Origin of the sequence: Tissierella creatinophila DSM 6911 (assembly GCF_001940565.1) — a bacterium.
GTDB classification, from domain to species: Bacteria; Bacillota; Clostridia; order Tissierellales; family Tissierellaceae; genus Tissierella_A; species Tissierella_A creatinophila.
This window is the reverse complement of the sequence record NZ_LTDM01000066.1, coordinates 22,631-47,420: the sequence shown is the minus strand read 5'-3', so window position 1 is coordinate 47,420 and position 24,790 is coordinate 22,631. Positions and strand designations below refer to the sequence as shown.

24 protein-coding genes and 1 pseudogene are annotated in these 24,790 nt (G+C 31.0%); 6 read left to right on the top strand and 19 right to left on the bottom strand.

The window, feature by feature from the left end; all coding sequences use genetic code 11:
• Nucleotide 1: 1 nt before the first annotated feature.
• The 7 genes from TICRE_RS12595 to TICRE_RS12565 form a co-directional block, all read right to left on the bottom strand.
• A complete protein-coding gene (locus TICRE_RS12595) occupies nucleotides 2–817 on the bottom strand; it encodes a BtpA/SgcQ family protein (RefSeq protein WP_143583188.1) in 816 nt (271 codons plus the stop codon).
• Nucleotides 818–828: 11 nt separating this feature from the next.
• On the bottom strand, nucleotides 829–1,560 hold the full coding sequence (locus tag TICRE_RS12590; RefSeq protein WP_075728641.1) for an amino acid ABC transporter ATP-binding protein: 732 nt from the start codon (nucleotides 1,558–1,560) through the stop codon (nucleotides 829–831).
• Complete coding sequence (locus tag TICRE_RS12585) at nucleotides 1,544–2,248, bottom strand: amino acid ABC transporter permease (RefSeq protein WP_075728639.1); 705 nt, start codon at nucleotides 2,246–2,248, stop codon at nucleotides 1,544–1,546. Before TICRE_RS12585 ends, TICRE_RS12590 begins: the two co-directional genes overlap by 17 nt.
• Nucleotides 2,249–2,257: 9 nt before the next feature.
• A complete protein-coding gene (locus TICRE_RS12580) occupies nucleotides 2,258–3,058 on the bottom strand; it encodes a transporter substrate-binding domain-containing protein (protein ID WP_075728637.1) in 801 nt (266 codons plus the stop codon).
• A 50-nt stretch (nucleotides 3,059–3,108) separates the two neighbouring features.
• Nucleotides 3,109–4,095, bottom strand: a complete 987-nt coding sequence (locus TICRE_RS12575) for a LacI family DNA-binding transcriptional regulator (protein WP_075728635.1) — start codon at nucleotides 4,093–4,095, stop codon at nucleotides 3,109–3,111.
• A gap of 337 nt (nucleotides 4,096–4,432) precedes the next feature.
• Nucleotides 4,433–5,002, bottom strand: coding sequence for a xanthine phosphoribosyltransferase (locus TICRE_RS12570; RefSeq protein WP_075728633.1), 570 nt, complete (start codon nucleotides 5,000–5,002; stop codon nucleotides 4,433–4,435).
• 12 nt (nucleotides 5,003–5,014) lie between these two features.
• Entirely contained in the window at nucleotides 5,015–5,854 is an 840-nt protein-coding gene (locus TICRE_RS12565; RefSeq protein WP_408645674.1) for a tRNA 2-thiocytidine biosynthesis TtcA family protein, read from the bottom strand.
• 350 nt (nucleotides 5,855–6,204) lie between these two features.
• On the opposite strand from TICRE_RS12565, the gene ychF reads away from it, so the two are divergent.
• Nucleotides 6,205–7,296 carry a redox-regulated ATPase YchF gene (gene ychF, locus TICRE_RS12560; protein WP_075728631.1) on the top strand — a complete coding sequence of 364 codons (1,092 nt, stop codon included), beginning with the start codon at nucleotides 6,205–6,207 and terminating at the stop codon, nucleotides 7,294–7,296.
• Between the two features lie 28 nt (nucleotides 7,297–7,324).
• Here ychF and TICRE_RS12555 read toward each other — a convergent pair whose 3' ends face one another.
• The 4 genes from TICRE_RS12555 to TICRE_RS12540 all read right to left on the bottom strand — a co-directional run bounded on the left by TICRE_RS12555 (nucleotide 7,325) and on the right by TICRE_RS12540 (nucleotide 9,874).
• Nucleotides 7,325–7,918, bottom strand: a complete 594-nt coding sequence (locus TICRE_RS12555) for a TlpA family protein disulfide reductase (protein WP_075728629.1) — start codon at nucleotides 7,916–7,918, stop codon at nucleotides 7,325–7,327.
• Nucleotides 7,919–7,930: 12 nt separating this feature from the next.
• Nucleotides 7,931–8,623, bottom strand: coding sequence for a cytochrome c biogenesis CcdA family protein (locus TICRE_RS12550; RefSeq protein ID WP_075728627.1), 693 nt, complete (start codon nucleotides 8,621–8,623; stop codon nucleotides 7,931–7,933).
• Nucleotides 8,624–8,714: 91 nt separating this feature from the next.
• Entirely contained in the window at nucleotides 8,715–9,503 is a 789-nt protein-coding gene (locus tag TICRE_RS12545) for a family 1 encapsulin nanocompartment shell protein (RefSeq protein WP_075728625.1), read from the bottom strand.
• 11 nt (nucleotides 9,504–9,514) lie between these two features.
• A complete protein-coding gene (locus tag TICRE_RS12540) occupies nucleotides 9,515–9,874 on the bottom strand; it encodes an encapsulin-associated ferritin-like protein (RefSeq protein WP_075728623.1) in 360 nt (119 codons plus the stop codon).
• A gap of 182 nt (nucleotides 9,875–10,056) precedes the next feature.
• On the opposite strand from TICRE_RS12540, the gene TICRE_RS12535 reads away from it, so the two are divergent.
• Complete coding sequence (locus tag TICRE_RS12535) at nucleotides 10,057–10,860, top strand: formate/nitrite transporter family protein (protein ID WP_075728621.1); 804 nt, start codon at nucleotides 10,057–10,059, stop codon at nucleotides 10,858–10,860.
• Nucleotides 10,861–10,891: 31 nt separating this feature from the next.
• Here TICRE_RS12535 and TICRE_RS12530 read toward each other — a convergent pair whose 3' ends face one another.
• Nucleotides 10,892–11,389, bottom strand: a complete 498-nt coding sequence (locus TICRE_RS12530; RefSeq protein ID WP_075728619.1) for a GAF domain-containing protein — start codon at nucleotides 11,387–11,389, stop codon at nucleotides 10,892–10,894.
• A 2-nt stretch (nucleotides 11,390–11,391) separates the two neighbouring features.
• Nucleotides 11,392–12,663 carry a DEAD/DEAH box helicase gene (locus TICRE_RS12525; protein ID WP_075728617.1) on the bottom strand — a complete coding sequence of 424 codons (1,272 nt, stop codon included), beginning with the start codon at nucleotides 12,661–12,663 and terminating at the stop codon, nucleotides 11,392–11,394.
• Nucleotides 12,664–12,978: 315 nt separating this feature from the next.
• Between TICRE_RS12525 and rpoD the strand changes: the two are divergent.
• Both rpoD and TICRE_RS12515 read left to right on the top strand, forming a co-directional pair.
• Nucleotides 12,979–13,800, top strand: a pseudogene (gene rpoD, locus TICRE_RS12520) (RNA polymerase sigma factor RpoD); the annotation flags it as partial.
• 233 nt (nucleotides 13,801–14,033) lie between these two features.
• Complete coding sequence (locus tag TICRE_RS12515) at nucleotides 14,034–15,185, top strand: GGDEF domain-containing protein (RefSeq protein ID WP_158016548.1); 1,152 nt, start codon at nucleotides 14,034–14,036, stop codon at nucleotides 15,183–15,185.
• Between the two features lie 22 nt (nucleotides 15,186–15,207).
• Here TICRE_RS12515 and TICRE_RS12510 read toward each other — a convergent pair whose 3' ends face one another.
• The 6 genes from TICRE_RS12510 to TICRE_RS12485 form a co-directional block, all read right to left on the bottom strand.
• Complete coding sequence (locus tag TICRE_RS12510) at nucleotides 15,208–16,782, bottom strand: NAD(P)/FAD-dependent oxidoreductase (protein ID WP_075728613.1); 1,575 nt, start codon at nucleotides 16,780–16,782, stop codon at nucleotides 15,208–15,210.
• Between the two features lie 211 nt (nucleotides 16,783–16,993).
• Nucleotides 16,994–17,605, bottom strand: coding sequence for a peroxiredoxin (locus TICRE_RS12505; protein WP_233120213.1), 612 nt, complete (start codon nucleotides 17,603–17,605; stop codon nucleotides 16,994–16,996).
• Between the two features lie 119 nt (nucleotides 17,606–17,724).
• Nucleotides 17,725–18,204, bottom strand: coding sequence for a 23S rRNA (pseudouridine(1915)-N(3))-methyltransferase RlmH (rlmH, locus tag TICRE_RS12500; protein WP_075728611.1), 480 nt, complete (start codon nucleotides 18,202–18,204; stop codon nucleotides 17,725–17,727).
• Nucleotides 18,205–18,318: 114 nt separating this feature from the next.
• The gene (locus TICRE_RS12495; RefSeq protein ID WP_075728609.1) at nucleotides 18,319–18,600 is read right to left on the bottom strand and encodes a hypothetical protein; all 282 of its coding nucleotides are present in this window, start codon (nucleotides 18,598–18,600) and stop codon (nucleotides 18,319–18,321) included.
• A 63-nt stretch (nucleotides 18,601–18,663) separates the two neighbouring features.
• Nucleotides 18,664–19,776 (bottom strand): serine protease HtrA, encoded by a 1,113-nt coding sequence (htrA, locus tag TICRE_RS12490; RefSeq protein ID WP_075728607.1) that lies wholly within the window; start codon nucleotides 19,774–19,776, stop codon nucleotides 18,664–18,666.
• Between the two features lie 12 nt (nucleotides 19,777–19,788).
• Nucleotides 19,789–20,583 carry an MBL fold metallo-hydrolase gene (locus TICRE_RS12485; protein ID WP_075728605.1) on the bottom strand — a complete coding sequence of 265 codons (795 nt, stop codon included), beginning with the start codon at nucleotides 20,581–20,583 and terminating at the stop codon, nucleotides 19,789–19,791.
• A gap of 223 nt (nucleotides 20,584–20,806) precedes the next feature.
• Here TICRE_RS12485 and TICRE_RS12480 point away from each other — a divergent pair, with 223 nt between their 5' ends.
• Complete coding sequence (locus TICRE_RS12480) at nucleotides 20,807–21,751, top strand: calcium/sodium antiporter (protein WP_075728603.1); 945 nt, start codon at nucleotides 20,807–20,809, stop codon at nucleotides 21,749–21,751.
• A 211-nt stretch (nucleotides 21,752–21,962) separates the two neighbouring features.
• Nucleotides 21,963–24,641 (top strand): calcium-transporting P-type ATPase, PMR1-type, encoded by a 2,679-nt coding sequence (locus tag TICRE_RS12475; protein ID WP_075728601.1) that lies wholly within the window; start codon nucleotides 21,963–21,965, stop codon nucleotides 24,639–24,641.
• Nucleotides 24,642–24,790 lie beyond the last annotated feature (149 nt).

The window sequence follows — 24,790 nt, the reverse complement described above, 5'->3', positions numbered from 1 at the left end:
ACTATTTCCTAGCCTCATTTACTAATTTCATGAATTCATAAACTCGATCATACTCAACTAAATTTTCAATTTTACCATCTGTTTTGAAATGACTTCCTGCTATAATACCATCACAAACTGATAGTAATTCTTTAACATTTTTACTATTAACTCCACTACCTAAAAATACTGGTAAGTGAATTTTAGTTTTACTTTCTAGTATTTTTTCTTTAGTAGGAGCAATTCCAGTGGAAAATCCAGTTATAATAATAGCATCTGCACCTTGTTCTTGTGCGTCTATTGCTAGTTCATTTAGGGTTCTGTCGTGGACTAAAAAATGACTACCATGCTTAACTCCAACATCACATATAAAATCAATATCATTATTGGCTTTCAACATATTTCTATATCTAGCAATTTGTCCTCCAATACCTTCAGTTAATCCAGTATAAGATATATATGCAGAAATATATTCAAAAACTCTTATCCATTTTGCTCCACTTGCAACAGCCGCTGCAAGTGCTCCCATTCCACCATTCATATGAAGATTTATTCCAAATGGTATAGATACTTTATTGGATATCTCATTAGCTACAACTGACATAGCTGCTACAGTCTCATAGCCAATCTCTTCTCCCCTAATAAACGGTTGATCCCAATAATTTTCTATTTGGATTCCATCAATTCCAGCTTCTTCATAAATTTTGGCCTCTTCAGTTGCTCTTTCAATTATCATTTTCATTGAATAGTCAGTTGGTGAGTAATTTGGGCTTCCTGGTAATGGCATCAAGTGAATCATTCCAATAATAGCTTTTTTATTCTCAAATTTAAATTTCATAATAAACTCCTTTAACCTATTGTATTTAAAAACTGCTTTATTCTAACATTATCAGATGTATTTAATTGTTCATATGTTCCTTCTGCTAAAACTTGACCTTTTTCTAAAAAAATGACTTTATCAGATATTTCTTTAGCAAAGTTCATATTGTGAGTAACAATTATATTTGTAAAATTACCTTTTGTCACTTTTGAAATTAACTTAAGAATTTCTAATTCTATCTCTGGATCTAATGCACTCGTAGGCTCATCAAATAGCATTATATCTGGCTTCATAGCTAAAGCTCTTGCTATCGCTATCCTCTGTTGCTGTCCACCCGAAAGTTCATGTGGATATTGATCCTTCTTTTCAAATAATCCTACTTGTTTCAAAAGAATTTCTGCTTCCTCATAAGCTATCTTTTTATCTATAGAATTTACAGTAATCGGAGCAAGCACAATATTTTCTATAACTGTTTTATGAGGGAAAAGATTAAAACCTTGAAAAACCATTCCAGTTAGTTTTTTAAATTTATATTCCAGTCTCCGATCTAATTTATCTGAAAAATTAAGAGTCATATCTTTGTAGCTAAATATTCCAGCATCAGGTTCTGACAACATATTTATACATCTTAAAAGAGTGGATTTGCCTGATCCAGAAGATCCAATAATTACAGTAGTCTTATCACTTTCTATTTCCAATGATAAATCCTTTAAAACAATATTATCACCAAAACTCTTCGTTATATTAATTAACTTCAACATAACTTTTCTCCTTTTTCTTTATTGATTTTCCCTTATTAAAAGAAAGTTTATCCTCAACTTTAGATTGAAGCCATGTTAAGACACTACAAAAGATTAAGTATATTAAACCGACTTCAATATATAAAATAAAAGGTTCGTATGTTCGTGCAGTTATTCTTTGAGTAGCCAAAAACATCTCCGTTACTGTAATTGTTGATGCTAGTGATGTATCTTTCACAAGAGAAATAAAACTATTAAATAATGGTGGGACTGCAATTTTTGTGGCTTGCGGCAATATAACTTTTATCATCATTTGTATATATGAAAATCCCAGTGCTTCTGCAGCCTCCCATTGACCTGTTGGGACCGCTAGTATAGCAGATCTTACTATCTCAGAACTATAAGCTCCAACACTTAATGTAAATGTGATTATAGCTGCCGGTATAGCTGGAATTATTATTCCCATTTTAGGTAGTCCAAAAAAAACGATAAAAAGTTGGACTATTAGCGGTGTCCCTCTAATAATCCATACATAAAACCATGAAATTTGAGATAATACTTTTATCTTTCTTATTCTTATAATAGCCACTATAACAGCTAATAATGTTCCAAGAATGAACACTATTAGCGTTAAAGGGATTGTAACCTTTAAACCAGTAATAAGAATGGGAAAAAATGAATCTATAAATATTCTTAACTCTCTACTCATAATATTTACCTAATTGCTTTCTGGAGTAGTAAGATCTTTGTCTAAATATTTTTCTGAGATTTCCTTTAATCTTCCATTTTCCCTTAAAGTAATAATGGCATTATTTATCTTCTCTTTAAGATCTACATCTTTTTTACGAATTGGAATCGCAACAGTGTTAGCTTTATCTAAAGTCGCAGCAATTTTGATAGGAGTATCTGGTTTTTGTTTTAAATAATCAGCAAATGCTACTGTATCATTTACAACTACATCCGTTCTACCTGCTAATAAAAGTTCTATATCCTTACTAAAAGTCTCAGAAGGTATAATTTCAATTCCATAGTCTTCTGCTATTAATGCATAGTTACTTGAAACATTTAGCGATGTAGTTAATCCCTTTGCATCTTCAAATGAATTAATTGAATCATTATCAGACTTCACTATTAAAGCAGGATAACTATATAAATATGGCTCTGAAAAAATATATTTCTCTTCCCTTTCTTTAGTTACTCCAACTTGGTTTACTACGATATCAACTTGTCCGTTATCTAAACCAGCTAATAAACCTTCCCATGTTATCTCCATAAATTTAGCTTCCATGCCTATTTCTTCGGCTATAGCTTTACCTATTTCAACATCATAACCTACCAATTCACCTTTTTCATTATGATAGGTAAAAGGTTGGTATGTACCCTCTGTACCTATAACTAAGACTTCTTTCTTTCCATCAGATAAATCAGTTGAATCATCGGCCTTATTTTTACTACAACCTGCCAATACTGTTGATACTAATAGTAAAATTAGTAACATAAACTTTAATTTTGATTTCATACTATCTCTCCTTTAATTTTATTTTAATTAACTAGTTTGTTAATTAACTTTCAATTAGTACTTTCTCTTTTTATTAATTTTGTTTCAAACTTAAAATAACTTTCTTCTTTATTAGATTCTTTATCTTTTTTTAATATTGAAATAATTGTTTTAGCTATATTTTCTATGTTAATTTCTATAGCAGTGATATTGAATAAATTTGATAAATAAGTATTATCAAAACATATCAACTTTATATCTTTAGGTATTTCATAACCTAAAGCTCTGCATACTTTCTTAGTAACAACTGCAATTTGATCATTATAAGTAATAATTGAGTCATATTCCTTTTTACTTAATTCTCCATATATCATTTCATAATATCCACTAGAATCTGTATTGAGATTTAGAATATCCTTTTTGAGTTCGACATTTTCACTTGATAAATATGATTTAAAAGCTAACATCCTAAAACTCTCATATTTCCCACCATTGTCTTGACTATTAATAAATAGTATTTTCTTACATTCTTTTTGTTCCAAGAGTTTAATGGCATTATTCATAGCATTAAAGGTACCTGCGTTTAGTGATATAGTTCTATTTTTTAAATCCTTTTCACTATTCATTATCACTATTAGGGGAATATTACTATTTCTTAGTTTATTAAATAACTCCCTATCAAGCATAGGTGAATCTAAAATTATTCCATCTATCGTACTTGTTAATATTCTACTAATAAATGAACAGTCATTTTTTACTCTACTTAAAGAAAATATGAATTTTCCTTCAGAGTCATTATTATATAATTGATTTAACAAACTAGTAGAATATTCAATACTTATATTATCTGTTAATAATAATATATGACCTGTCTTCTTGCCTTTTAATAACCTTGCACTAGCATGAGGAATATAATTTAATTTTTTTATTGCTTCCTTTACCCTTATTTTCTTATCATTTGATACATATCTATTACCATTTATTACATAAGAGACGATAGTTTCACTCACTCTTGCTTCATTAGCAACATCTTTTCTTGTAACTCTTTTATTATCCATAATTATCCTCCATATATACACTCGAATGTATACTCACAAGTAGCTTACTATATTTTTTATTAAATGTCAATACAGGTCTTTGACAGTTAATAAAAAAATCGTTGAAGCCATTGAAAAGACTTTATTTTTGGTAAAATTTTAACAATTTATCCTTCGTATTATCTAGTAGTGTTATATAATATAGGCATTAGGAGAGATTCTTGTTATGAGGCTATCATTATCCAAATCTAAAAATGACTTCAAAAGATTTATTCAAAAGACCTCTTGCAACTGTCAAAGATGAGTTATTAAATGTCAAGATAATTTATATAAATGATAATTCCAATATTTTTATTTTTTACCTAAATTCTACTTTCCCATCTTTTATAGAATCTATAATAGCTAAGGATTCGAGCTTTATTCCTCTTTCCCTTAAGCCTTTGCCACCATCTTGAAATCCCTTTTCTATTGCTACACCTATACCTATAAGATTAGCTCCTGACTGATTTACTATATCTATAAGACCTTCTACTGCCTTTCCATTTGCCAAAAAGTCATCTATAATAAGCACATTTTCATCTTCTTTTAAGTATCTTTTGGATACCATTATCTTATAAACCTTTCCCTTTGTATATGAATATACTTCACTTTCATATTTATCTTTATCTAAGTTTTTAGATTCTGTCTTTCTTGCAAATATCATAGGTACTTGGAAATATTGAGCAGCAATAGATGCTATGGCTATTCCTGACGCTTCTGCTGTAAGAATTTTATCTATTTTGTAATCTTTAAATCTCTCTTTAAATTCTTTTCCTATTTCATTTAAAAGAGCAACATCAACTTGATGATTTAAAAAATTATCTACCTTTATTATTTGACCCTCTAAAACCCTAGCATCTTCCATTATCCTTTGTTTTAATATATCCATCCTTCACACCCCTTAAATTTCTTCATCATCATAAAAATCTAAAAATGAATGTTTTTCTCCATCCTTTTCAAATCCAAGTATTCCATCCATACTTACATTTCCTGCTGCCCTAAATATAGATATATCTACATTTTTAAAGTTCTTTTTTAAGTTTTCTATTAATGCTTTTATCTCATATCTTTTATTTCCAATTTTCTTAGCCGCAACCATACACGCGCAGTTTAAAGGCATTATACCACTATTTTGAATAAATCTTTTTATATAGTCTTCTTCTATTAAATAAAGAGGTCTTATAAGTTCCATGTTTTCAAAGTTTTCAGCTTTTAACTTTGGCATCATAGTTTTAAAATTGGCTGCACAAAGAACATTTAACATAGTTGTCTCTATCACATCATTAAAATGGTGTCCAAGTGCTAGTTTATTGCATCCTAGTTCCTGGGCCTTAGCATATAGGGATCCACGTCTCATACGAGCGCACATATAGCAGGGATAGTCTCCTGCAATCTTATTTGCAACCTGAAAGACATCTGCATCATATATCTTAACTGGTATCCCTAAGTAATCACAATTCTCTTCTAAAAGCTTTCTAATCTCCTTGTGATAACCTGGATCCATCGCTATAAATTCTAGTTCAAAGTTCCTATTTCCATATTTATATAGTTCTTGGAATAATTTTGCTAAAAGAAGGCTATCCTTTCCACCGGAAATGGCTACTGCTATCTTATCCCCATCTTTAATAAGTTCATACTCTTTTATAGCCTTTATAAACTTAGCCCAAATATGTTTTCTATATGTCTTTATTATACTTCTTTCTATTATCTCTAAAGGTTTTTTGTCATTGAAGGGAATTATCTCTTCACACACAAACCCTTGTTTTTCTAAATCCTTTTCACTCAAATCTATCACTCCATAAAGTTTTTCTTCTTTACTATTTTGTTCTTCCCTATAGTTTATATCAAAAATATATTTTAAACAACAGATTTAAAAGATATTTTTTGCCACAATAAGATTTTTATAGTATAATATTTATTTGTGAAGAAATTTTAAAATTTGAAAGATAGTATACAAAACTTGTATCAAATGCTTAAATAATAGAAAGTTATTACTTATATAGAAACTATAAATTTACAAAATATATTCCATTGGAATATATTTTGTAAATTTAAGCTCTTGGACAAATATTAATATAGAGGAGATTTTTTATGAAACTTGGAATAGTAGGTTTGCCAAATGTAGGAAAGAGTACACTTTTTAATGCTATAACTAAAGCAGGGGCTGAGTCTGCAAATTATCCTTTTTGTACCATTGAACCAAATGTAGGTATGGTTTCTGTTCCCGATGAAAGACTTGAACAATTAGCTCAAATTTATCCATCAAAAAAAGTAGTTCCAACAGCTATAGAATTTTATGATATAGCAGGACTTGTAAAAGGCGCAAGTACAGGAGAGGGTCTTGGAAATAAGTTTTTATCTCATATAAGAGAAGTTGAAGCTATAGTTCATGTCGTAAGATGCTTTGAAGATGATGATATAGTTCATGTAAATGGAGATATAGACCCTATAAGCGACATCGAAATTATAAACTTAGAGCTTATGCTTGCAGATATTGAAGTTTTGCATAAAAGACTTAAAAGTGCTCAAAAGGGTTTAAAAGGAGATAAATCTTTAGCTAGTGAAATAAAATTAATTGAAAAGGCCTTAGAAGCTCTAGAATCTGAAAAATCTGTAAGAACACTAGATTTATCCGCTGATGAGAAAAAAATGCTTAAGAGTTTAAACTTACTTAGTGCAAAACCAATCATATATGTTGCAAATGTATCCGAAGATGATTTAGTAAATGAAGAAGATAACAAATTTGTGAAACAAGTAAAAGAACTTGCAATCAAAGAAGACGCTGAAGTTGTAACTGTAAGCGCTCAAATAGAGCAAGAAATAGCTGAACTTCCAGATGAAGAAAAGAAAGAGTTTTTAGCAGATATGGGACTTGAAAATTCTGGTCTTGATAAACTTATAAAAGCAAGTTATAAACTACTAGGTCTTATGAGCTTTTTAACAGCAGGACCTATGGAAGCTAGAGCTTGGACAATAAAGATAGGAACTCCTGCACCAGAAGCTGCTGCTAAAATCCACACCGATATCCAAAGAGGCTTTATAAAAGCAGAAGTTATTTCTTTTGATGACCTTATGCAGTCAGGAACTATGGTAGCAGCTAAAGAAAAAGGACTGGTAAGAATAGAAGGAAAAGAATATATAATGAAAGATGGAGACGTAGTTCTTTTTAGATTTAATGTATAAAAAGCTTTGGCAAGTATGCCAAAGCTTTTTATTGTCCTCTTATGTCCTCTAAGATTTCATTCATTTGTTCATAAGTTATAGCACTAGGAACTCTTCCTACAAATTTTCCATCTTTATCTACAAAATAAGAAGCTGGAAGTCCTGATACTAGATACTGAGCAGCTATCTCACCATCTTCATCTAGGAGTACTTCAAAATCATATCCGCCTTTTTTTATATACTCTTGTGCCGTAGCTTTTGGCTCCTCTACATTTACAGCTAAAACTACTAAATCGTTATTTTCTTCTTTTAATTTTTGAAGGTCTGGCATTTCTTTATCACACCAAGTGCACCATGAGGCCCAAAAGTTTACAAGAATTATTTTATCCTTTACATCACTAAGAGTTACATCTTTTCCGTCCAAATTTTTAAGCGTAAAATCAGGTAGTGCCTTCCCAAGTTCTGGCGTTTGAGCAGGGGTATTATCCTCTGGGGGTTCCACAATTGTATCATCTGGTTTATCTACTTGCCCTTGATCCTCTTTAGTCTCAGGATCTACTGGTTTGGGTCTTTCAAGTACCAAATAAAAAAATCCTGCAACAAGTAATATTATAAGGATTATATATATCCAATTCTTTTTCATTTTCTTCCTCCTTTAAAGTAGAAGTCTGCTTATATCTACTACTTTATCAAAAAATACTAAAAGTCCAAATACTATCATCAATGCTCCACCTATTATATTTATATATTTTAAATAATTTTCGTATCTATCCATAAGTTCTGCAAATTTATTTATAAATAATGAAGTTAAGATAAAGGGCACCGCCATTCCAAATGAATATATTAGTAGTAGCAATATTCCCTGACCTAGTGTCTCTGTTGCTCCTGCATATACCAAGATAGCTCCAAGTACTGGTCCAAAACAAGGGGACCAGCCTGCTGCAAAGGCCATACCCATAAGAACACTACTAAACCAATTTGTAACGCTTTTAGGCGCTTTTATATTTATCTTTTTCATTATCCCAAATTTAAATACACCAAGCATATTTAATCCAAATAATATAATAAGAATCCCACTGACCTTAGCAAATATATCCCTATTTCTTACAAAAACTTTTCCTATAAAACTTGCTGAAACTCCCATTATAATAAAAATAACCGTAAAACCTAATACAAATCCAAGGGTACGAGTTAGGGCAAATAGTCTTCTCTCATTTACTTCTTCTTCAAGGGTGCTTCCAGTTAAATACATTATATAAGCTGGTATAAGTGGAAGTATACAGGCGGAGAAAAAGGATAAAAAGCCTGCTACAAAAGCTACTCCCCATGAAACCTCTTGTAAAAACATAAACTCAACACCTCTTTACTCTTTCTTTAAGAAAATCTTTTAAAAATAAAAGAAAATCCTTTATTTTTTAAAAGATTTTCTTTTTTAAAGATTAATTTAAATTATATTTTATAATTATATTTTCATCTAGTACTCTAAATGTAAATGATTCTTTTATAAAGAATTTCACTTTTTCATTTGTATGGTTTTGATAACCTATGGAAAAGTCTCTTCCTATTGTAAGTTCTAAATCTTCATTGTCATATGGAAGCAGATATGCTCCTTCTATAACTTGATTTAAAACAATCTTTCCTCCAATTAGATCTTCTATTCTTTTAACCAATGGATATCCTGTATCTACTGAAAGAATTCTCTTATATGCTTCAGGAGAAACCACAAGTGTATAAGGAGCTTTTACATAAGCTTTTCTTAACTTTATTATACCCTGTGTAAGTGCATCCATTATTTCGTTCACGCTAGAACCAAGTGTAAGAGTACCTTGACTCTTTTCTCCATCTAATCCTTGGATTATAGCTTTATCTAGTCCATTAAAGATAGCTTTTTCTTCAAACAGAGCAGCATTTTCCATAGCCTTTTCTAATGGTTCATAGTCTACATCTTTTGCTCCACGTTCAACATTATCTAGCTCCCATCTATCCATTTCAAACTCTATGCGAATTTCAGTTAATGGAACTACTTGATAATTTCCAAAAAACACGCCATCTTGCTCTTCTACATTAGCAAGTCTTCCTTCAGAAATCGCATTGTATTCAAGACCTTTAGGTCCTACTACATGGACTACTTTTCTAGCTGATAAGTATGACTTTAAAACTTCTGTTGCTCGTTGATCTATCTCTTCCCATGTTTTTTTAGTAACTGGTGATATATCTCTATATAACATGAATTTCCCTCCTATTTTAAATCTCCAATTTTCAAACTAGAATCCCCTGCTTTAGCATCTCCAGAAGATTCTCCATCCATTGCTGCCTCTTCAAGTTCTGTAATTGATCCAGACTTAAATAGATATGTTCTCATTTCTTCATCCCAAGCATCCATATTTCTTCTAAGCCATTCTATAGTCATAACAGCATGTTCTATTTCTTCATCTCTATTGTGAGCCATTATAGCTTTTAGCTCAGGACAACTTGATGCTGCAACCCTTTGATTGTACCAATCTACTGCTTCAACTTCCTCTTTTAAACTATTTAATGCTCTTGAAATATCAAGTGCTTTTCCATCTAAAAACTCTACTGGTTCATGATATTGTGACATTTATAGTGACCTCCTATTATAATTTTCTCTCTATTACATATAATTACCCTATTCATTATATATTAAACAAATTATACTTACCACTTTATTGGAAAACTTTTTTATATTGGTTTACGTTCATATGTTTTTTTGTTATAATGACTAAGTAGATATTTTAATATAATAAGAAAGGAGAGGATTATTTGGAAAAAAGATTTTTAAGCCCTGTAGAAGTATCTAAATTTATAATAAGTACTTCTGAAGTAAGAGCAAATCTTACCACTTTAAATAGCATACTTCTTGCTATAATGGCAGGAATATATATAGGTTTTGGTGGTTTTGGGTACATACTTATTGGTCAAACCTTGGGAAAAATAGACATTGGACTTATGAAGTTTTTAGGTGCTAGTGTTTTTCCCGTAGGTCTTATGCTAGTAGTTTTTACAGGCAGCGAACTCTTTACTGGAGATACTTTAATGACTATGGCTGTTATGGACAAAAAGATAAGTCTACTTCAGATGTTTAGAACTTGGATTTTAGTGTATTTGGGAAATCTTATCGGATCAGTTCTATTAGCATTTACAATTAACAAATCAGGTATGATTACAGAACCAGTTAAGGAGCTAATATTTAATATAACAAATGCAAAACTAAGTCTTAGTTTTGGTACTGCTGTTATTAGAGGAATACTATGTAATATATTAGTAGTTCTTGGAGTATGGCTTGCACTTGCTGGACAAGATGTAGCATCTAAAATTTGGGGAATTTGGTTTCCGATTATGTTATTTGTACTAGCAGGCTTTGAACATAGTGTGGCAAATATGTTTTTCTTACCTCTTGCAAAGTTTGCAGGACTAGAGTTTAGTTGGCTTAGCATGTGGACAAATAATATAATTCCGGTTACTATAGGCAACATAATATCTGGTGGAATAATTGTTCCACTTGTGTACTATTTAGCCCATATAAAACCACTAAGAGAACCAGTAGTGGAGTCAACAAACAAATAAAAACATTTAAAAGAGGAGATAACCTCCTCTTTTAAATGTTTTTCCAGTCTATATACTCATTTAAAACTTCCATAAACTTTATGAAATATTGTTTTTCAAGCTCTGTAAATCTAGCTTTTAGCGGACTATCTAAATCTAGCACACCATAAACTTTTCCATCTTTAATTATAGGAAGTACTAATTCAGAGCGTGATGCACTATCACATGCTATATGCCCTGGGAAAAGATTTACATCTTCTATCAATTGGATCTCTCTTGACTCTACAGCCTTTCCGCATACACCTTTTCCTATCTTTATACGATTACATGCAGGAAGACCTTGAAATGGACCCAAAACTAATTCACCTTCTCTTAAAATATAAAATCCCGCCCAATTTAAATCTTCTACTATATTAAATATTAAAGCTGCAGCATTTGAAATATTTGCTAGTGGATCAGTTTCACTTGCTACTTGCCCCTTTAAAAGAATTATCATATATTTATACTTTTCTTCATTGTTCATCCTTTTTATTGGTTCTAAATTTATCATTTTTATCTGCCCCGCGCCTTTCTTCCTCTAGACTTATTCTTTTCTATAGATTTACCTTTTCCTGAAGAATTTTTATCCCATTTATTACCTTTAAGTGGTTTTTCTTTATCTTTAAAACTTGATTTTACCTTAGAACTTCTAGAAGTTATTTGACCTTTGTTTTTATTCATATCCTTACTCTTTAAAGTAGTATTTATCTTTTTCTCTATAGAAATTAAATCTTCTTCATTTTTTGGTGTTACAAAGGTGTATGCTTTTCCCTTTTCTCCAGCTCTTCCTGTTCTACCTATGCGGTGTATATAAGAATCTGGGTCTTCTGGTATATCATAGTTAAATACATGTGTTATCCCCTCTATATCAAGACCCCTAGCTGCAACATCTGTAGCTACAAGCAGTGGTATTTCCATTTTTCTAAATGATTTTATAACTCTCTCACGTTTAGCCTGACTAAGGTCTCCATGTATTTCCTCTGTGATAAAACCAGCTTCTTGTAAGTGAATATTTAAAGTCTTTACCCTTCTTTTAGTTCTACAAAATATTATCGCCATAAAAGGGTTTTCTTCTTTTATAATATTTATAAGTGCTTCTTCTTTTCCCCTATCTGTAGTCTTGATCACTATTTGATTTATATCATCTAAGATTATATTTGTAGATTCAATCTTTATAGTTTCAGGCTCTTTCATATATCTTTTGGCAAGAGCTTTAAGTCCCTTAGGTATTGTAGCTGAAAAAAGCATTGTCTGTCTTCTTTTAGGGGTGTTAGAGATTATATCTTGCATATCATTTAAAAATCCCATATTTAACATAACATCTGCTTCATCTAATACAAGGTACTTTATATAACCTAAGTTTATACTATCACGTCTCATATGATCTAATAGTCTACCTGGAGTACCTATTACTAAATGAACTCCATTTTCTAGCTTTTTAAGTTGCTTAAAAACATCTTGACCACCATAAATTGCAAGTATATTTATACCAAAGGGCTCACTTAATTTTTTAGCTTCTTGGGTAATTTGAATTGCAAGTTCACGAGTAGGAGCCATTATTAGAGCTTGTATTTGATTTTTCTCTACATTTATTCCCTCTATTATAGGAAGTAGAAAAGCTAAAGTCTTACCTGTACCTGTTTGTGCCTCTCCTATAATATCTTTTCCATCAAGTATCTTTGGAATTGCCTTTTCTTGAATAGGAGTTGGAGTCTTTATTCCATTATTTGAAAGTAAATCTACTAACTTTTCCTTTATTCCTAATTCTTTAAAATTATTCGACATTTATCTTACCGTCCTTTTTTTCTTAGTATAATTCGAATCTATATATTTATTCTACCAAATATTAGAACATTATGAAAGAATTATAATTTTAAGTGAACTTATGTGAAATTAAGGATAAACTATATTGATATTAAAAAAATATATGATAATATTCCTTATTTTGTAATTTTATTTATCTATTTGTGATAGTCAAAATAGATAATTGGGTATAGTTATATAATAATGGTTGCAAATTACATTGCTATTCTTTGTGATCTAATGTAGAATATAATTATGTATGTCTAAAAAGAAGGGGATGCTGTTGTGGCCAAAATTATAAATGACCCAGTTACCATGTATTTAAAAGAAATCGGGAAAGTCCCTCTTCTCAATAAAGAAGAAGAAATTATACTCGCTAAACGCATAGAAGAAGGAGATGTAGAAGCAAAGAGTAGACTTGCTGAAGCCAATCTTCGACTTGTAGTTAGCATTGCAAAAAAACATATGGGAAGAGGAATGTCCTTTTTAGATCTAATCCAAGAAGGCAATATAGGACTAATGAAAGCTATAGATAAGTTTGACTATACTAAAGGTTTTAAATTTAGCACTTATGCAACCTGGTGGATTAGACAAGCTATTACAAGGGCATTGGCAGATCAAGCTAGAACTATAAGGGTGCCAGTTCATATGGTTGAAACAATAAATAAACTAGTAAAAGTACAGCGATCTTTAATTCAAGAATTAGGTAGAGAACCTACTCCTGAAGAAATAGGAGAAGTGCTTGAGATGGAGCCTGAAAAGGTAAGAGAGATTCAAAAGATAGCTGAAAGACCAGTTTCTCTAGAAACTCCCATCGGAGAAGAAGAAAGTGAACTTGGAGATTTTATTGAAGATGATTTTATAAAGACTCCAGCAGAAGCTACATCTCTAGTAATGCTTAAAGAAGGGCTATTAGATGTATTGGAAACACTATCTTCTAGAGAACAAGAGGTTTTAATCCTACGATTTGGTTTAAATGATGGTAGAGCAAGAACTCTAGAAGAAGTTGGAAATATATTCAACTTAACACGTGAAAGAATTAGACAAATTGAAGCAAAGGCACTTAGAAAACTCCGTCATCCAAGTAGAAGTCAAAAAATTAAAGATTTTTTAGATTAAAAAATCAAGTTTAGTATATATGCTAAACTTGATTTTTTTAATAATCTCTTCCAAATATGCTTAGCGAAATTTGTATAATAAAGCCAGTTGACCCTTTTATTAAAATAAATTATAATTTAAAATAGTATATTATATCCAAAATACGAATATAGCTATAATAGGCTTTTAAATTCAACCTTTATGGGTATCATTTATATGATATTCATATTTTTTCAGAGAAAAGAGGCATGTTTATGGAGTTTTTTAATTTAATTAAGGTAAATTTGTTTGCATTTATAATTATCTTCTTAATTTTTATAAATATTAAGAGGGACTCAAGAAATATTTTAACGGATCAAAAATTATTTTTAACTCTTATCATATTGACTTTATCATTACTTATAATAGAAATTGTAAAAACTTTTGTAGATGGTAGAGAAGGCGCATTTATGATAAAAACAAACTTGTTGTTTTCTACAATAGATTACATATTAGCTCCTGTAACCAGTATGATTTGGGCTTTATATGCAGATTATAAAATACATGAAGACAGAGCGCGAATAGAAAAAAGACTTACTACTTTTCTTGTTCCGATTATAATAAGCATATGGCTAACTATGATTAATTTAACTCGGGGAATATTTCATGGGATTTTATTTTATGTTGATAAAACGAATATTTACAATAGAGGCCCTTATTTTCAAGTTATAATGATTATTTCATATGGATATTTATTCTATACTTTTATGCAAATCATAAAATATAAAAATGACATCTCTTCCAAAAACTATTACTCTCTTATTGCATTTATAATTCCTCCATTTATAGGAGGAATTATTCAAACACTTTTTTACGGAGTAAAGCTTACTTCAGTAAGTTTAGCCTTATCTATCTTTATAATTTTTATAAATATACAAAACAACAAACTATATATTGATTTTTTAACAGGTCTTTATAATAGAAGAAAATTAAATATCTATTTAGAAGATATTATTACACGAAATAAAGATAAGCTTATTGGAGGGATTATGATAGATTTAGATGATTTTAAATCTATCAATGATAGATTTGGGCATAGCGAAGGTGACAAAGCATTAGTATATGTAGCTACTATCTTAAAAAATAATTTTAGAAAAGAAGATTTTATAGCAAGATATGCAGGAGATGAATTTTTAATAATTTTAAAGGTAAATAAAGTTACAGAAATAAAAGGTATAGTAGAAAGATTAAAAACGAATATAGAAAAGTTTAATAGTGAAAATATAACTCCTTATAAGTTGAGTTTTAGTATAGGTTATGATGTTTTTCGTGGAGATAGTCCTATAACATCAGAATGGTTTGTAGAAAGAATAGACAATTTAATGTACCAACAAAAAGAATCAAAAAAATTATCATTTGAAGTATAGGACAAGGGATCTCCCTTGTCCTTTAGTTTATGATTTTTTCTGCTACTTTTATACCATCTATCGCAGCAGACATGATTCCACCAGCATAACCTGCTCCTTCTCCTACTGGATAAAGTCCTTTTATATTGGACTCTAGCGAGTCTCCTCTTTGTATTCTAATAGGAGAAGAACTTCTTGTCTCAACTCCTGTCATTATAGCATCTGGAGTATTAAACCCCTTTATCTTTTTATCAAATTCAACTATTGCCATTTTAAGAGTATCTGTTACATAATCTGGTAAGCATTTTCTTAAATCAGTCATCTTTACTCCTGGAGTATAAGTTTTATCTATACTTCCTATTTCAGTAGAAGCTCTATCTTCTAAAAAGTCTCCTACCCTTTGGGCCGGAGCTGTATAGTTGGATCCACCTAAAGTAAAAGCTAAAGATTCCCATTTTCTTTGAAACTGGGCTCCAGCTAGTGGATGAGTACTTTCAAAATCTTCAGGAGTGACCCCCACAAGTAATGCACTGTTTGCATTTTTACCATCTCTAGAATGCATACTCATACCATTAGTTACTATTTGCCCTTCTTCTGAGCTTGCTGAGATTACCATTCCCCCAGGACACATACAAAAAGAGTATGCAGATCTACCATTGTCAAAATGACCTGAAAGTTTATATTCAGCAGCACCTAGTTTAGCATGATCTTTAAACTCTCCATATTGATTTTTATTTATTAGATTTTGGGGATGTTCTATCCTAACTCCAATTGAAAAAGATTTTTGACTTATTTCTACGCCTCTAGAAAGTAACATTTCAAAAGTATCTCTTGCACTATGTCCAAGCGCCAAAAGTACAGTATCTGTTCTTATTGTTTCTCTATCATTTACTTTTACACCTACTATTTTTTTATCTTTAATTATTAAATCTGTAACTTTACTTTCAAATCTCACTTCCCCACCAAGGGATATTATCGTCTTTCTAATCTCTTTTACTACATTTCTAAGTATATCAGTTCCTATATGAGGCTTATTTATATAGAGTATATCCTCTGGTGCACCCCCCTTTACAAACTCTTCTAATATCCAACGAGATCTAGGATCTTTTACAAGTGTTGTAAGTTTTCCATCTGAAAATGTTCCAGCTCCCCCTTCACCAAATTGTACATTTGATTCAGGATTAAGCTTTCCTTCGTTCCAAAAGAATCCAACATCCACTGCTCTTCTATCCACATCCTTACCTCGTTCAAGCAGTATAGGCTTAAAACCTGATTTAGCAAGCACAAGACCTGCAAACAACCCAGATGGTCCAGTACCCACTACAATAGGTCTTAGAACATCTCTACGTTCTTTAAATTCATAGTTACGAGTTACCTCTTTTACCTTTGTGACACCTTTTTTAGAATATCTTTTAAGTAGTTTTTCTTCATTTTTCACCTCTATATCAAGTGTATATACAAAGTGGATTTTTTCCTTACGCCTAGCATCTATTGATTTTTTAAATATCTTTATTTCACTTATATCTTTAATAGAAATATTTAGCTTTTTAGATACAAGTTCTTTTAACTTTTCTTCGTCTTCTTCTAAATAAAGTTTAATTTCCGGTACTCTTATCATATTATTTTCCTTTCATCTTTTCAATTAGTTTGAATTTATTAATTTTATTTATTCTAATAATACGCTCTTTATGTCTCAAAATCCTATTGTTTATGAAAATATAATATCATACTTGTAGAACTTTTTGTTCTCTTTATTTTAAATGGATATTTAAATTCGTAGAGCAAAATTATTAATGACAGAGAAATTAATTTCTCTGTCATTAATAATTTTAATATATATCCTTATAACATAAATACCAGGATACACAATCATACTCGGAAGAACTTACTCTCTCTAAAAGCTCATCGTAAGTTTTAGGAGAGGGAACTACAACAGGATCTCCTGGACACCAATTTGCTGGAGTTGCAACCCCTTCTCTATAGCTTAATTGCATAGCAGTTAAAAGTCTTATTATTTCTGGAATATGTCTTCCATTTGAAAGAGGATAAATTAGTATTGCCCTTATTATTCCATTAGGATCAATAATAAACACATTTCTAACTGTGGTATCTGTACTTATATTTGGTGCTATCATTCCATACATATTTACTATTTTTCCCATCTTATCTGAAACTATTGGAAATGGAATATGAATACCTGTCTTTAAATATATATCATATACCCATGCAAGATGTGAAGAATTACTATCTACACTAATTCCTATAAGTTGTGTGTTTCTTTCCAAGAAACAGTCATATTGCTTTGCAAAAGCAATAAATTCGGTGGTTCAGACAGGCGTAAAATCTCCTGGGTGTGAGAAAAGAACTACCCAACGTCCTCTATAATCTGATAATCTTAATGGTCCAAAAGTTGACTCGGCTTCAAAATCTGGTGCCTTCATTCCTAGTGTTAAACAATTATTTCCATTCATCCCTACCACTCTCCTATTGTTTTATTCAATATATAATATGAGATGTGGACAAGACTTGTTACTAATAATCCATACTTTATTAATATTTTTTATTTATGATAGGGTTCATTCTTCATTATCCTAAATGCTCTATAGATTTGTTCTAAAAGAATAAGCCTCATAAGCTGATGGGGAAATGTCATTTTAGAAAATGATAATTTAAAATTACTCATCATTTTAACTTCATTAGAGAGTCCCAAAGAACCCCCTATTATAAATGTTATATCATTGTTTCCACTTATCATTATATCTTCTATCTTTTTCGACAACATTTCCGAGGAAATACTCTTTCCTTCGATTTCCAGGGAAATAATAAAGGAATTTTGGGGAATCTTGGAGATGATCTTTTCCCCTTCCTTTTCCATTACCTTTTCCATATCTTTTTGTGATAGATTTTCAGGTGCTTTTTCATCATCTATTTCTATTATCTTTAACTTTCCATATCTTGAAAGTCTTTTAGAAAACTCATTTATACCTTCTTTTATATATTTTTCTTTTATTTTTCCTACTGTTATTATATTAATATTCATATTTTCTCCTAAGTAAAATGGTATTTAAAATTAATTTTAAATACCATTTTATAACACTTTATTTTTTTGAGTTACCAATCAGTTATCTATCGGTAGTCCCTACAATGATTTTATTTAATCTTTTATTTGTTTTAACTTTCCTCTGTATCCCAAATAAATTGTCATTAAAATAATTGTAGGTATATTTGAAAGTAAAAAAGTTGAAATTGCAAGCCCCATAGCTTCTCCCACAGTTGTATCTTTACCTATTGTAATGCCAAAAATCGTCGTTATAGAATAGATAAGTCCCACTAAAGGTAGGATTAAACCCAATCTTTTATCTTTCTGCTTGGAAAGAAACACCTGCAGTACAATTGCAACTGCCAATACTAATAAAACAATTATAGTTTTTTTCATAAATTATTTTCCCCCATTTTGTTTTTTTATAAAAACCTTAAAACATTTAATCTTTAATTCTATCTAAAATTTTATTTCTACATCTTTTTTCTTTCCATCTCTTATTATATTTAAAACTGCCTTGTCACCCTTTTTATATTTATAGAGTATCTTTTTTAAACTTGGAATAGAGTCAACCTCCTTGCCATCTACTAAACTCAATATATCTAATTGACGAAGTCCAGCCTTTTGAGCAGGAGAACCTGAAATTATCTCAAGTAGTACTATTCCTCTATCTACTTCAAGATCTACTCCAACTTGTCTTTCATAAACTTCTACCTCTATTCCTCTAAAGCCTATATTTACATTATTAAATGAGCCTTTATTTATTATTTCAGATATTATTGGCTTTACAAGATTTATTGGGATTGCAAAACCAAGTCCCTCCCCAGTTTGAATCTTAGCTGTATTTATTCCTATTACTTCTCCTCTATTGTTTAAAAGAGGACCTCCACTGTTACCTGGGTTTATTGATGCATCAGTTTGAATAAGGTCTTCTATTATATTAAATTCATCTACCTTGATAGATCTATGAAGTCCTGATATTACACCAGAAGTTACAGACCTTTGAAACTCTAGTCCAAGTGGATTACCTATAGCTACAGAAACTTCTCCCACCTCTAAGATTTCCGAATCTCCAAGTTCTACTGGAGCTAGTCCTTTTGCTTTAACTTTTACTACTGCTAAATCAAGTGTCTTATCAAACCAAAGTACTTTTCCATCTAGATTGTCACCGTTTTCAAACAATACCTTTATCTCTCTAGCTTGCCCATCACCTATAACATGAGAGTTGGTTAAAATATAGCCATCACTATCTACTATAACTCCAGAACCTACTCCTTCCATAGGCCTTTCCCAAAACCATTCCTTTTGTATAACAACTGTTGTAATTCCAACTACAGAATTCATTGCCTTTTTAGCAACTGCTGAAACAACTCCAATATCATCTGTAGGGACTATTTTAATATTAGCTCCACTATTACTATTAGAAGAAGATTTATATATGTCAGGAACTGGTATTAGTTTCCCATATAAAAAATTTGGGGCAATATAAGTTGCCAATATTCCCCCTATAATTCCAGCTATTATAGCTACCATTATATATGAAGCATTTCCCCTTCTAGGTCCTCTATTCATCATCATCACTCCTTAAAATTCATAAACACAAGTAGTCCTATCTCTAAATGAAAGTCCTAAATCTATATCTTTTTCAACATCTAAACCCTTCTTTGTCAAGATATCTCTAACAGTACTCATAGCAAGTTCTGGTACATTGTTGTCCTTGCTTAAATGTGCTAATATTACCTTTTCTCCATTTCCCTTTAATATATTTGAAAGCGTCTCTCCTGCATCTTCATTAGAAAGGTGACCCTGGGCACTTAAAATTCTTCTTTTAAGATGCCAAGGATATAGTCCTTCCTTTAGCATGAACTCATCGTGATTTGATTCTAAGAAATAAAGATTTGAGTCTTTTATTTTATCTACTATATTATCACTTATAAAACCAGTATCAGTTACTATACTTATCTTTACACCCTTATAAAATAATATGTATCCTACAGGTTCATTAGCATCATGAAATGTGGATACTGGAAAAATAGTCAAATCTTTTAAATCAAAAAAACTATCCGTAGTAAAAATCTTAGTGTTTTTCTCTTTTATATCTCCAATCTTTCCTTCCATACCTACCCATGTATTGGCATTTGCATATATCGGCAAATCAAACCTTCTAGAGAGGACTCCTACTCCCTTTATATGATCTATATGTTCATGAGTTACAAGTATTGCATCTAGATCAGCAGGGCTTACATCTATAGTTTTAAGAAGTTCTTGTGTCTTTTTACCACTAAAGCCTGAATCAACTAAAATCTTTGAATTATCTGTTTCTATATACTGACAATTGCCACTACTACCGCTTGATAGTGAACAAAATTTAATCCCCATTATTCTTTTTCCTCCTATTTTAACTTACATATCTAAATTATCTATCAATATGGTGCTCATGTCAATTAATAATAGTTTTAAATGGAGATTAAGTCATAAAAAGTTTATATATTTATATAAATATATAAAGAAAACTTGTATCAGATGCTTGTCTGATAGCAAAGCTCTTACTTATCCAGCTCCTAAGGATAAAGAAAACTTGTTGAAATCTAGGGGGAAGACTATGGCGAATTATTTGATTTATATTTTATTTATTATGGGACTTATTATGATTTTAAAAGGCGGCGACTGGTTTGTAGATTCTGCTATATGGTTTGGAGAAATTACAGGTGCTTCTATGGGTTTAATTGGAATAACCCTTATAAGCTTTGCAACTACACTTCCAGAATTTTTCGTATCAACACTAGCAAGTAAGGATGGGCTTTCAGAGATAGCAGTAGGAAATTCCATAGGTTCTATTATTTGTAATATAGCTGTTGTAATATCTATTTGTGTAATCTTTAAACCTATAAAAATAGAGGATTCTAAGTTTGATAGTAAAGCTTTAATGATGATAGTATTTATAAGTATATTTTATTTTCTTGCATCCGATGGTCTTGTAACTAAAATTGAAGGATTTATATTAGTAACTCTAACTATTCCTTTTATGCTACTGAACTTTTATCAACCTAATAAATCAAAGATAACTCGTGAAAAGATAAACTTTAAAGATATAAAGGTAGATCTCAATATAAATATTTTAAAGTTTTTAATTGGAGGATTTTTAATTATTTACGGGGCAGATATATTAGTAAATACTGGAGTAGAAATAGCAAACATCCTTCGTATTCCTAAAAAGGTTGTAAGCCTTACACTACTTGCACTTGGAACATCTCTACCTGAACTTACAGCATCATTAACAGCAACCCTTAAAAATAAGCCTGATATCTCAGTTGGAAATATCTTAGGTGCAAATATATTAAATATAACCTCAGTTCTTGGAGTCTCAGCTTTAGTTCATCCTACCGGTCTTAGGGTTATGACTTCAAGTCTTACCACTGACATACCGGTAGCAATTTTATTTATGCTTATATTTACAGTTCCAGGTATGCTTAGAAAAAAAATAGGAAGATTTACAGGTATTCTTTTATTTTCTAGCTACGTAGTTTATATTATAAATTTATTTTGATTGATATTATGGAAAAATTAGTATATACTATACTCATATATAAAGGGGAGTAGCTTACAATAAATTAGTCGTCAGTACGGAAGAGTCCCGGCTAATTACCTAATATTAGGAAGCAAGACCTTTGTTTAGTTAAAATCCCTAAACAAAGGTCTTTTTTTTGTTTGTTTTCCCTGTAGTTTGGTAACAATATTATAATAAAGGAGGAAAAAAGATGAAATGGTATATGAAAAATAAAACAGAAGTAATTAAAGAATTACAAACTGATGTAGAAAAAGGTCTAACACAAGCAGAAGTAGACTCTCGTCTTGAAAAATATGGCCCCAATAGTTTAAAAGAAGAAAAAAAGAGAAGCTTACTTTCTAGAATCCTAGCTCAGTTTGCAGACTTCTTAGTGCTAATCCTAATAGCTGCAGCAATTATATCTGTATTTGTAGGAGAAAGTACTGATGCTATAGTAATAATTGCTATAGTTATGTTAAATGCATTTTTAGGAGTTTATCAAGAAGGAAAAGCAGAAAAGAGTCTAGATGCACTTAAAAAAATGTCTTCACCTACAGCTAAAGTTATAAGAGATGGTAAAACATCTACTGTAGATGCTAATACTTTGGTACCAGGTGATATAGTTCTCTTAGATGCAGGAGACATTATGCCCGCTGATTTAAGATTTGTAGAGAGCTCTAATCTAAAGATAGAAGAAGCTTCTCTTACAGGTGAATCAGTTCCTGTTGATAAAAATAGTAGTGCAGAATATAACGAAGAGGTATCCCTTGGTGATAGAAAGAATATGGGATATATGAGTACAGTTGTAACATACGGTAGGGCAAAGTCAATAGTTGTTGGAACAGGTCCTGATACAGAAATAGGAAAGATTGCAACAGCTATACAAGTTTCAGATGTGGAAACAACTCCTCTTCAAAAGCAGCTAAACGGACTTGGAAAGGTACTAGGAATTACTACCATAATAATATGTGCTATAGTATTTGGAGTTGGACTTTTGCAAGGTGAAGGCGTTTTAGAGATGCTTATGATTTCAATATCTCTTGCAGTAGCCGCTATTCCAGAAGGACTTCCTGCAATAGTAACTATAGTATTAGCACTTGGAATGAATAGAATGGTAAAACGTCATGCTATAGTTAAAAAGTTACTTGCAGTTGAAACTTTAGGAAGTACCACAGTAATTTGTTCTGACAAGACTGGTACACTAACTCAAAATGAAATGACTGTTGTAAAAGTATATACTGATGAAACTATAATAGATGTAACTGGAACTGGATATTCCCCTGAGGGAGAATTCAAATTAGATGAAAAAAGTATAGATTATAAATCAATACCAGATTTAAAAACACTTCTTTCTATAGCTACCCTTTCAAATGATGCTGAAATAGAAAAAGGTGAAGAAAGTTACAAAGTAGTAGGAGATCCTACAGAAGGTTCTCTTATAACGCTTGGAACAAAAGCAGGTATACAAAAGAAAGATATAAATAAAACCTTCAAAAGAATTGAAGAAATTCCATTTGATAGTGAAAGAAAAATGATGACTACTTTCCATGAGAATTTTTTACCTGAAAGGGTAGTATCATTTACAAAAGGTGCTCCAGACATAATAATAGATAAATGTTCTCATATAAGTATAAAGGGACGCCCAGTACCATTTGATTCACAGTTGAAAAAAGAAACCATGACCATAAACAGTCAATTTTCAAAGGATGCTTTAAGAGTACTTGCTTTTGCATATAAGGAATACCCCGCTCTTCCAAGAGATATTGATAAAAAAGAGATAGAGAGCGATATGACATTTGTAGGACTCGTAGGAATGATAGACCCTGCAAGACCTGAAGCAAAAGCTGCTATAGCAAAGTGTAAAGATGCAGGAATTAAAACTATAATGATAACAGGTGACTATAAAGAAACTGCTTTTGCCATAGCAAAACAACTAGGCTTAGCTGAAAAAGAAAGTGAAGCTATGATGGGTGCTGAACTAGATAATTTAAGCGATGAACAGCTTCAAACAAAGGTAAAGACAACTAAGGTCTTTGCAAGAGTATCCCCTGACCATAAAGTTAGAATAGTAGAAGCTCTAAAGAGAAATGGAAATATTACTGCTATGACGGGGGACGGAGTAAATGATGCACCAGCACTTAAAAAGGCAGACATCGGAGTATCTATGGGTATCACCGGTACTGATGTTGCTAAAAACACAGCAGAATTAATCCTTACAGATGATAACTTTGCGAGCATAGTTTCCGCCGTTGAAGAGGGAAGGGTCATATATGACAATATAAGAAAATTTGTTTATTTTCTACTTTCATGTAATATAGGTGAGATACTAATTATATTTATAAGTATCTTGGCAAATCTGCCAGTACCACTTCTTCCTATACAGTTATTATGGTTAAACTTAGTAACAGATAGTTTCCCAGCACTTGCTCTTGGAATGGAAAAAGGCGACCCTGATATAATGGAGAAAAAACCAAGAGATCCTAAAGAGCCTTTACTAAACAAAGATCTTGTAACAAGGATAATAGTTCAGAGTATTGCAATAGCTGCCGCTACTCTTTCAGCTTATTTAATAGCTTTAAACTTCTATCCAGATAAAATAGAAGAATCTCGTACAATAGCATTTACAACACTTATACTAGCAGAACTTTTAAGATCATATTCAACAAGATCTCAAACACACACTATATTTGAAATAGGTATATTTTCAAATAGAACTTTAGTATATGGAACACTATTCTCATTTGGATTGACACTTGCAGTAATCTATATACCGTTCTTACAACCTATATTTGATACATTCCCTATGGGATGGCAAGATTGGAAAATAGTTCTTACATTTGCATTTGTACCTCTAATAGTGGGTGAATTATTTAAATTTGTTAAAAGATAAAAAATAAGAGCTAGCTCTTATTTTTTATTTAAATTTTTATAAATAAATTGATTTTACATAAATATACCACAATTAATATCTCATTTTGTGGTATATTTATATATGAGGCTAAAACTTATAGATACTTGGCCTAAATAAATAATAAGGGA